Origin of the sequence: Citrobacter sp. S46_ASV_140, from assembly GCF_018919545.1 — a bacterium.
Lineage (GTDB): Bacteria > Pseudomonadota > Gammaproteobacteria > Enterobacterales > Enterobacteriaceae > Citrobacter > Citrobacter braakii.
Genome location: NZ_JAHLRC010000050.1, coordinates 22077 through 31401, shown reverse-complemented (window position 1 = coordinate 31401; position 9325 = coordinate 22077). Strand labels below are relative to the sequence as shown.

7 protein-coding genes and 1 pseudogene are annotated in these 9325 nt (G+C 52.3%); 3 read left to right on the top strand and 5 right to left on the bottom strand.

What is annotated here, in order from left to right; translation table 11 throughout:
* Positions 1-71 precede the first annotated feature (71 nt).
* Positions 72-986, bottom strand: a complete 915-nt coding sequence (gene lafU, locus KQJ19_RS14040) for a putative lateral flagellar export/assembly protein LafU (protein ID WP_071600315.1) — start codon at positions 984-986, stop codon at positions 72-74.
* Between lafU and KQJ19_RS14035 the strand changes: the two are divergent.
* A pseudogene (locus KQJ19_RS14035) lies at positions 913-2616 on the top strand (flagellar biosynthesis protein FlhA); the annotation flags it as partial. The gene lafU and the pseudogene KQJ19_RS14035 sit on opposite strands and share 74 nt — an antisense overlap.
* 38 nt (positions 2617-2654) lie before the next feature.
* Here KQJ19_RS14035 and KQJ19_RS14030 read toward each other — a convergent pair.
* Complete coding sequence (locus KQJ19_RS14030; protein WP_216403774.1) at positions 2655-3416, bottom strand: C40 family peptidase; 762 nt, start codon at positions 3414-3416, stop codon at positions 2655-2657.
* Between the two features lie 349 nt (positions 3417-3765).
* On the opposite strand from KQJ19_RS14030, the gene dpaA reads away from it, so the two are divergent.
* Complete coding sequence (dpaA, locus tag KQJ19_RS14025) at positions 3766-4506, top strand: peptidoglycan meso-diaminopimelic acid protein amidase (protein ID WP_016151817.1); 741 nt, start codon at positions 3766-3768, stop codon at positions 4504-4506.
* On the opposite strand, the gene KQJ19_RS14020 is transcribed toward dpaA, so the two are convergent.
* Both KQJ19_RS14020 and lpcA read right to left on the bottom strand, forming a co-directional pair.
* A complete protein-coding gene (locus KQJ19_RS14020; protein ID WP_016151816.1) occupies positions 4477-5244 on the bottom strand; it encodes a class II glutamine amidotransferase in 768 nt (255 codons plus the stop codon). The two genes, dpaA and KQJ19_RS14020, sit on opposite strands and share 30 nt — an antisense overlap.
* Positions 5245-5393: 149 nt before the next feature.
* Positions 5394-5972: a D-sedoheptulose 7-phosphate isomerase gene (lpcA, locus tag KQJ19_RS14015; protein ID WP_016151815.1), complete on the bottom strand. Its 579-nt coding sequence runs from the start codon at positions 5970-5972 to the stop codon at positions 5394-5396.
* 239 nt (positions 5973-6211) lie between these two features.
* On the opposite strand from lpcA, the gene fadE reads away from it, so the two are divergent.
* Entirely contained in the window at positions 6212-8656 is a 2445-nt protein-coding gene (fadE, locus tag KQJ19_RS14010) for an acyl-CoA dehydrogenase FadE (RefSeq protein WP_216403773.1), read from the top strand.
* A 51-nt stretch (positions 8657-8707) separates the two neighbouring features.
* Here fadE and ivy read toward each other — a convergent pair whose 3' ends face one another.
* Positions 8708-9154 carry an Ivy family C-type lysozyme inhibitor gene (gene ivy / locus KQJ19_RS14005; protein ID WP_047498493.1) on the bottom strand — a complete coding sequence of 149 codons (447 nt, stop codon included), beginning with the start codon at positions 9152-9154 and terminating at the stop codon, positions 8708-8710.
* Positions 9155-9325 lie beyond the last annotated feature (171 nt).

Sequence of the window (9325 nt, the reverse complement as noted above, 5' to 3'; positions counted from 1 at the left end):
GGGTTACATCTATCACATTGCCTTCCTGAGGAATAAATTGCCCCCACATTGCGTGGGGGACGGGAACAGAATTAATGAGTGACGGGAGCAGATTGTTGACGTAAAGAAGTCACTTGCTTTTGCTTGTCCAGCTTATCCACCAGCGGTTGCACAACCTTCTCTCCCTGCTGGCCAAAATATTGATACAACGTATCGGAAGCGCTTTGCGTCAGCACCATGATCTCAATGCGACGGTTCCCGGCACTTTCCGGGTTTTTTGCATCCAGCAGCATTTGGTCCGCCATCGCGCTGACCTGCATGACTTTATTCTGCGGCATTCCGGCATCCTCCAGCACGCGTCGCGCCGACAAAGCGCGGTCGCCGGAGAGGTTCCAGTTGTTGTAAATGTTACTCTTATAGCTCATCGCGTCTGTATGCCCGGTGATGATTATCTTGTTATCCAGCGAGTCAAACACGGGAGTCAGTTCGACCAGCAGCGATTTAAAGAACGGCATAATCCTGGCGCTACCGCGCTCAAACATATTGCGATTCTGGTCATCTTTAATCAGTACGCGCAGCCCCTGAGGAACAATCTCCATCTCGAGGTTAGTTTCCATATGCGCATTGCGGGCGATAACGTTAATGTCGGTCGCCAGTTCGCCCAATTCGCGGGCTGATTTTTGTTTCAGCAGCACCGCTTTTTCATTCACATCCAGCGCCTTTTTCGCGTTCTCTTCCGTAATTTTCGCCGTCTCCTGCGGGTTGACGGTTTTATCGAGTTTGTTGCGCGTGACGTTTTTCTTCTGCGCTCCCGGCGCTATCGGTTGCTTGCCCAGCTTATTTAACGGCGCCATACCGCCACCGTTAAAGATTGACTGACCATGCAGCGCCGCCACGATATTTTCGCGGTCAGCTTTACTGACGCTGTTCACAATCAACTTTATCGTGGTTACCAAGGGTGCCGAGCGTATCTCCGAGGTTTCGGCCCGCTTTACGCTGGACGCCATGCCCGGGAAGCAGATGGCGATCGATGCCGATCTGAACGCAGGCCTGATTAATCAGGCCCAGGCGCAGGCGCGACGTAAAGATGTGGCGGGCGAAGCGGATTTCTATGGCGCAATGGACGGTGCGTCGAAGTTCGTGCGCGGTGATGCCATCGCCGGGATGATGATCCTGGCCATCAACCTGATAGGCGGCGTCTGTATCGGTATTTTTAAATACGATTTAAGCGCCGAAGCCGCCTTCCAGCAATACGTACTGATGACCATCGGCGACGGTCTGGTCGCCCAGATCCCGTCTCTGCTGCTGTCGACGGCGGCGGCGATTATCGTTACACGCGTGAGCGACAGCGGTGATATCGCCACAGACGTGCGTAGCCAGTTGCTGGCCAGCCCCTCCGTACTCTATACCGCCACCAGCATTATGTTTGTACTGGCGGTGGTACCGGGAATGCCGCACTTCCCGTTCCTGGTGTTCAGCGCCCTGATGGGGTTCACCGCCTGGCGTATGAGCAAGCGCCCGAAGGTGGCTGAAAATGAAGAGAAAAATCTTGAGACGCTGACCAAAACCATCGTTGAAACCACCGAGCAACAGGTCAGTTGGGAAACTATCCCTTTGATTGAGCCAATCAGCCTGAGCCTGGGGTACAAGCTGGTATCGCTGGTAGACAAATCCAAAGGGAATCCGCTCACTCAACGTATTCGCGGTGTGCGGCAGGTTATCTCAGACACTAACGGCGTGCTGCTCCCGGAAATTCGCATCCGCGAAAACTTCCGTCTAAAACCGACCCAGTACGCCATTTTTATCAATGGGATCAAGGCTGATGAGGCAGATATTCCTTCAGATAAACTGATGGCGCTGCCCTCCAGTGAAACGTATGGCGAGATCGATGGTGTTTTAGGCCACGATCCGGCCTATGGTATGCCGGTGACGTGGATTGTACCGGCGCAAAAAGCCAAAGCGCTAAATATGGGGTATCAGGTCATTGATAGTGCCAGCGTCATTGCGACGCATGTGAATAAGGTCATTCGCAACTTTATTCCCGACCTGTTTAACTACGATGATATTACCCAACTGCATAACCGCCTCTCTTCGATGGCCCCCCGTCTGGCGGAAGATCTGAGCGCGGCGCTGAATTACAGCCAGCTCTTGAAGGTTTATCGGGCGCTGCTGGTCGAAGGCGTACCGCTGCGCGATATCGTTACCATTGCCACCGTACTGGTCGCCAGTAGCGCCGTCACTAAAGATCATATTCTGTTGACGGCAGATGTGCGTCTGGCGCTCCGTCGCAGCATTACCCATCCGTTTGTGCGCAAAGATGAGCTGGCGGTCTACACGCTGAATAATGAGCTGGAGAATCTGCTGGCTAATGTAGTGAATCAGGCTCAGCAAAGCGGCAAAGTGGTGCTCGATAGCGTACCGGTCGATCCTAATATGCTGAATCAGTTCCAGACCAATATGCCGCAGATTAAAGAACAGATGAAAGCCGCGGGTAAAGAGCCGGTACTGCTGGTCGCACCGCAGCTACGTCCTCTGCTTGCGCGCTATGCGCGCCTGTTTGCACCAGGCTTACAGGTGTTGTCATATAACGAAGTTCCGGATGAGCTGGAATTAAAGATTATGGGGGCGTTGAGTTAACCCCTGACGAGGCGGTGCCATTCGCACCGCCTTTTTGATTACAGAATGGTATTTTCCGTCAGAATACGACGAGCGCCGAGATAATGATCCTGCCAGAAGTCATCGGATAAATTGCTCACCCGAATCGTTTCTCCCGTACGCGGCGATTCAATAAATTGTCCCTGCCCCAAATAGACGCCCATATGATCGGCAATATCCCGACTGTGAATATGAAAGAACAATAAATCACCACGACGAAGGTCGCGATTAGCGACGATGGTCGCCCGCCGATAGTGATACATTTCATTCGCCGTACGTGGCAATTTTGCTGCCAGAATTTTGTTGTAGGCATAAAAGATCAGCCCGCTACAGTCAAAGCCTTGTTCCGGGCTGGTCCCGCCCCACAAATAGGGTTTACCTAACTGCTGCTCAAGACGGTGGATTGCCACTTCGGTTATGTTGTGCAGATGATCGCTACTGAGAAAATGGTCATTCTCAGCCAGCTCCTGCCAGCGTTGATCGCTCGCTTTTAGTGGCCCCGGGAACCACTCCGGGTGCTGTTTAATCAGCGTCCTGTTTTGCTGGCGCAGCGCGCTTTTACTTTGCGCATTACCTTCCACCACATAACTTGCCTGCTTTTTTACCTGCGCGTGGTACTGCTTCAGCAGCCGGGCGCGGTTACGCATGCGTAATTGCGCCGCATAGCTTAAATGGGCGTCAGATAAGAGGGGCTGAACTTTGGCGACAGACGGCGAGGACAACACAACACACAAAGACAGCAGACCCGGCAAAAAGCGTCGGGGCACAGAGACAAAAGACATGAAAACAACACTACCTAATCAAACACGTTCGCCGCAGTCTACCGCTATTGCCGGGCATTCCATTTTAATATTCGATTATTAAATTATTAATTTTTTAAATTCAATATATTAGGAATTCTGCACTCAGAAGACTTAATGACGTGCGCTAACCCACAAAATACGTCAGTGTCTGACTGCCTTTAAGCACAATTTTCCGTATAAAGAAAATCTAAAGTGTAAACGCCGCACGAGAGACTTGCGAAAAACTCTCTGGGTGATAATGTGAGCGCTCCAGATCCAGATTTATCCGATTTGGGAACTCTTTTTGCCGTCCTGGCGTGTGTAATCGTTTTATCAAGGAATAAGCAGTATGCGTAAAATCGCATTTTTTCTTGCGATGCTTTTATTGCCGTGCGTTTCATTTGCCGGTTTGCTGAGCAGCAGCAGCCCGACTACGCCTGTCAGCAAAGAATATAAGCAGCAATTAATGGGCTCCCCCGTCTATATCCAGATCTTCAAAGAAGAGCGAACGCTGGATCTGTACGTCAAGATGGGCGAACAGTATCAATTGCTCGATAGCTATAAGATCTGCAATTATTCCGGCGGCTTAGGTCCGAAACAGCGTCAGGGCGATTTCAAAAGCCCGGAAGGGTTTTACAGCGTACAGCGCGGACAGCTGAAACCGGATAGCCGCTTTTATAAAGCGATTAACATTGGTTTCCCTAACGCCTACGACCGCGCACACGGTTATGAAGGTAAATACCTGATGATCCACGGCGCCTGCGTTTCCGTCGGCTGCTACGCAATGACCGACAACGGCATTGATGAGATTTTCCAGTTTGTCACCGGCGCACTGGTGTTTGGGCAGTCCAGCGTGCAGGTTAGCATTTATCCATTCCGCATGACCGACGCCAACATGCAGCGCCATAAGTTCTCGTATTACAAAGAATTCTGGGCGCAGCTAAAGCCTGGCTACGATTACTTTGAACAAACGCGTAAGCCACCGACCGTTTCCGTCGTCGATGGCCGTTACGTTATCAGCAAGCCGTTGAGTCACGAAGTGGTTCAGCCGCAGCTGGCATCAAACTATACGCTCCCCGAGACAAAATAACGCCCACTCGCCTGGCATAATCTTTTGCCAGGTTTCATTGCCGGTTAGCGGCTGAGTGGCAATCACGGTGACCACATCATTGGGTGTGGTCTCTGAGCTAAAATCGATTTCCACATCCTGATCCAGCAGTGTCGCCACGCCAAACGGCGCACGACGGGTGATCCAAAACAGGTTGGTCGAGCAGAAAGCCATCACATAACGCCCGTCAGACAACAGCATGTTGAAGACGCCCTTCTCACGCAATTCTCCTGCCAGCATCGCGATATATTTAAACACTGCCGTCATATTGCCAGGCGTACGCGGATAACGTTCAGTTAGCTTGTGGAGCAGCCAGCAGAAAGCTTTTTCGCTGTCGGTTTCCCCGACCGGGCGGAAATTACCGGTTTCCAGCGATTTATAGCCGCTGAGCTGTCCGTTATGAGCGTACGTCCAGTTACGTCCCCACAGTTCACGCGTAAATGGATGGGTATTTTCCAATGCCACTTCGCCACGATTCGCCTGACGAATATGGGCAATCACGGAACAGGATTTGATGGGATAGTCTTGTACCAGTTTGGCGATAGGCGAATTAAAGCTGGGTTGCGGATCTTTAAACGTACGGCAGCCCTTACCTTCATAAAACGTAATACCCCAGCCGTCTTTGTGCGGCCCGGTACCTCCGCCGCGCTGAACCAGCCCGGTGAAGCTAAAGCAGATATCGGTTGGCACATTGGCGCTCATCCCGAGCAGTTCGCACATACATCACCTCCACAAACGCCTTTAAGCGGGAAGGCGTAATTGTTGCAGCCAGTTTAGATTCGGACAGCGCGCAGAAACCGGAGCGTACACGTAGTACGTGAGGATTTCGGGCACTGCCCGGATTCAAAATGGCAAATAAAATAGCCTTCTTACTTCACCATCTCTTTTTCGATCAACTGGATCAGGATATGGATCACTTTGATATGAATTTCCTGAATGCGGTCAGCATAGCCAAAGTGCGGCACGCGAATTTCGATATCCGCACTACCCGCCATTTTGCCGCCATCTTTACCAGTCAGGGTGATGACTTTCATCCCTTTCTCACGCGCTGCGGCAATCGCTTTAATCACGTTACCGGAGTTACCCGAAGTAGAGATGCCTAACAGGACATCGCCTTCGCGACCCACGGCTTCAACGTAGCGGGAGAAGACATAATCGTAACCGAAATCGTTGCTGACGCAGGAGATATGGCTGACATCAGAAATAGCGATCGCCGGGTAGCCTGGGCGGTTTTCGCGATAACGTCCGGTCAGCTCTTCGGCGAAGTGCATCGCGTCGCAATGGGAACCGCCGTTACCGCAAGAAAGTACCTTACCGCCAGCTTTAAAGCTGTCTGCCAACAGGACCGCCGCGCGCTGAATGGCGTGAATATTGGCGTCATCTTTAAGAAAATTAGCCAGCGTTTCCGCCGCTTCGCTCAGTTCGTTACGAATAAGATCCTGGTACATGAGGATATCCTTCAGCATGAATGTAAATGACAAGATGCAGTGTACCGGATAGCGCTACCAGCGAGAAGTACAAGCCACAGGAATGGCTGCGGCTTTTGATTTTTTGTGCCGGTTAAAACAGCAACAATGTGAGCTTTGTTGTAATTATTTTGTAAACACATTGCTAAAAGAATTTACATCCACTACAACCATATCATCACAAGTGGTCAGACCTCCTACAAGCAAGGGAGCTTTTCGTTATGATGATTTTGAGTATTATCGCTACGGTTGTTCTGCTCAGCGTTCTGTTTTATCACCGCGTGAGCTTATTCCTCAGCAGCTTAATTTTGCTCGCCTGGACAGCTGCGCTTGGCGTGGCTGGCCTGTGGTCAATCTGGCTGCTGGTTCCTCTGGCCATTCTCCTCGTACCGTTTAACTTTACGCCAATGCGCAAATCCATGATCTCTGCGCCAGTGTTCCGCGGTTTCCGTAAAGTCATGCCGCCGATGTCGCGTACTGAGAAAGAGGCGATTGATGCCGGTACAACCTGGTGGGAAGGCGACCTGTTCCAGGGCAAGCCAGACTGGAAAAAACTGCATAACTATCCTCAGCCGCATCTGACAGCTGAAGAACAAGCGTTTATTGACGGCCCGGTGGAAGAAGCCTGCCGCATGGCGAACGACTTCCAGATCACCCATGAACTCGCGGATCTGCCGCCGGAACTGTGGGCGTATCTGAAAGAACACCGCTTCTTCGCGATGATCATTAAGAAAGAGTACGGCGGGCTGGAATTCTCCGCGTATGCTCAAGCTCGCGTTCTGCAGAAACTCTCCGGCGTTTCCGGGATCCTGGCGATCACCGTTGGCGTACCTAACTCCTTAGGCCCTGGCGAACTGCTGCAGCATTACGGCACCGAAGAGCAGAAGAATCATTACCTGCCGCGTCTGGCACGTGGTCAGGAGATCCCCTGCTTTGCTCTGACCAGCCCGGAAGCGGGTTCCGATGCAGGCGCGATCCCTGATACCGGCGTGGTTTGTATGGGCGACTGGCAGGGCCAGCAGGTGCTGGGTATGCGCCTGACCTGGAATAAGCGTTATATCACGCTGGCGCCTATCGCTACCGTACTGGGTCTGGCATTTAAACTCTCCGACCCGGAAAAACTGCTGGGTGGTGAAGAAGATCTTGGCATTACCTGTGCGCTGATCCCAACGTCAACCCCAGGCGTACAAATTGGGCGTCGACACTTCCCGCTGAACGTGCCGTTCCAGAACGGTCCGACGCTGGGCAAAGATGTCTTCGTGCCGATTGATTACATCATCGGTGGCCCAAAAATGGCCGGTCAGGGCTGGCGCATGCTGGTGGAATGTCTGTCCGTGGGCCGCGGTATTACTCTGCCGTCTAACTCGACGGGCGGCGTGAAATCGGTCGCAATGGCAACCGGCGCGTATGCGCACATTCGTCGCCAGTTCAAAATCTCTATCGGTAAGATGGAAGGTATTGAAGAGCCGTTGGCACGTATTGCGGGTAACGCGTACGTGATGGATGCAGCGGCGTCGCTGATTACCTACGGTATTATGCTGGGTGAAAAACCGGCGGTGCTGTCGGCCATCGTGAAGTATCACTGTACCCACCGTGGACAGCAGTCAATCATCGATGCAATGGATATTACTGGCGGTAAAGGCATTATGCTTGGCGAAAGCAACTTCCTCGCCCGTGCTTATCAGGGCGCGCCTATCGCCATTACCGTTGAAGGTGCCAACATTCTGACCCGGAGCATGATGATCTTCGGTCAGGGGGCGATTCGCTGCCATCCGTACGTTCTGGAAGAGATGGCTGCGGCACAGAGTAACGATGTGAATGCGTTCGACAAGCTGCTGTTCAAACACATCGGCCACGTCGGCAGTAACAAAGTGCGCAGCTTCTGGCTGGGCCTGACGCGTGGCTTAACCAGCAGCACGCCAACCGGCGATGCGACCAAACGTTACTACCAGCATCTGAACCGTTTGAGCGCTAACCTGGCACTGCTTTCAGATGTTTCCATGGCCGTACTGGGCGGTAGCCTGAAGCGCCGTGAACGTATCTCCGCGCGTCTGGGCGATGTATTAAGTCAGCTGTATCTGGCCTCTGCGGTACTGAAGCGTTATGACGATGAAGGCCGTAATGAAGCAGACCTGCCGTTGGTTCACTGGGGCGTTCAGGATGCGTTGTACAAAGCGGAACAGGCGATGGACGACCTGCTGAAAAACTTCCCGAACCGACTGGTCGCGGGCTTGCTGAATGTGGTTATCTTCCCTACCGGTCGCCACTACCATGCACCGTCTGACAAGCTGGATCATAAAGTCGCGAAGATTCTGCAGGTTCCGAGCGCCACCCGTTCTCGCCTTGGCCGCGGTCAATACCTGACGCCGAGCGAGCATAACCCGGTAGGTTTGCTGGAAGAGGCTTTGCTGGATGTGATTGCAGCCGACCCTATCCACCAGCGGATCTGCAAAGAGCTGGGTAAAAACCTGCCGTTTACCCGCCTGGATGAACTGGCGCACAATGCGCTGGCTAAAGGGCTGATTGATAAAGACGAAGCCGCAATTCTGGTGAAAGCCGAAGCAAGTCGTCTGCGTAGCATCAACGTGGATGACTTTGAACCCGAGGCGCTGGCGACTCAGCCGGTAAAGCTGCCAGAGAAGGTGCGTAAAGTCGAAGCGGCCTGAATATCGGCGAAATAAAAAGCGGAGCTGAAGCTCCGCTTTTTTGCTTACACATTAGTTGTAGTTAAACGCATCAGGATGATTTTGCAGGCTCCCGCTCAACGCAGCGAACAGTACCGTTTTACCGTCGATTGACAGCTCGTCGCTCACGTTCAGCCACGTTAGTTTCTCTCGTGAGGTTTTCTCATCAACCGTTGAGAACACCCCCATCATCTGCTGTGACTTTTCTGACCACAGCACCGCAATACGTTCTGCACTGCAATCATGCGGTTTGCACGCGCTCAGAACCTGGTATGATTCGCCACCCAGCTTCACCGTCTGCGTCGGGGAAGATGTTCCCCCTTTATTGATCCATGCGGGCAATTTATTCCCTTCCACCATTTGGCTGTACGCTGCTTTTGTCGCATCATCTTTCGCCAGAGTGCTCAGGTTAATATCGCTTTGCGCCATTGCACCTGTTGCCACGACCATCGTAGCGATAGTGGTTAATATCTTTAGCATTTTTCCTCCTTGGCCGATCCCCGCATTATTCTGCCTGTAAATGGTGGTTGGAGATACTGATAAATGCAAATCAGCGGTTTCTGGAAAATGGCCTTTCAAGATGTCCCCCACCCACACACTCCGCGAATAAGATGTTAGAGTTAACTTAAGCCCACAACGAGGAGTTTGGTA